Below are 384 nucleotides of genomic sequence, written 5' to 3' on the forward strand. Positions count from 1 at the left end.
CCCCCGCGCACCTTCATCGACAACCGCATCCGCAACAATGCGCTTACGCCCTTTCCGATCACGCTGGCCCATGCGGTGCGCGTCGCCGAGTTGCCCTTTCACCATCGCGACCCCTTCGATCGTCTGCTGGTCGCCCAGGCGTTGGAGGAGGGCCTGCCGCTACTGAGCGCTGACGACGCCCTGTCCGCCTACGGTATCCGCCAGCTTTGGTAGATTTCCACCGAACGGATATCGCCGACTCCATTAGAAAGGCTCCGAGCCCATGAACGATACCCCAGCCAGTGCCGATCGCCTTGACATCGTCCTCCGGTACCACCAGCGGACGAAGCATCACATCGGCCATTACGCGCGCGCGCTGGGATTCATGGATTGGGCCAATCAGCC

At 62.8% G+C, this 384-nt stretch carries 1 protein-coding gene; it reads left to right on the forward strand.

The features are described 5' to 3' along the window. Positions 1-213: type II toxin-antitoxin system VapC family toxin (locus tag BQ17_RS18930; protein ID WP_141699376.1), on the forward strand; the 213-nt coding region annotated here is incomplete at its 5' end. Between the last annotated feature and the right edge of the window lie 171 nt (positions 214-384).

The sequence above is a fragment of the Candidatus Thiosymbion oneisti genome (assembly GCF_900092655.1).
GTDB lineage: Bacteria > Pseudomonadota > Gammaproteobacteria > Chromatiales > Chromatiaceae > Thiosymbion > Thiosymbion oneisti.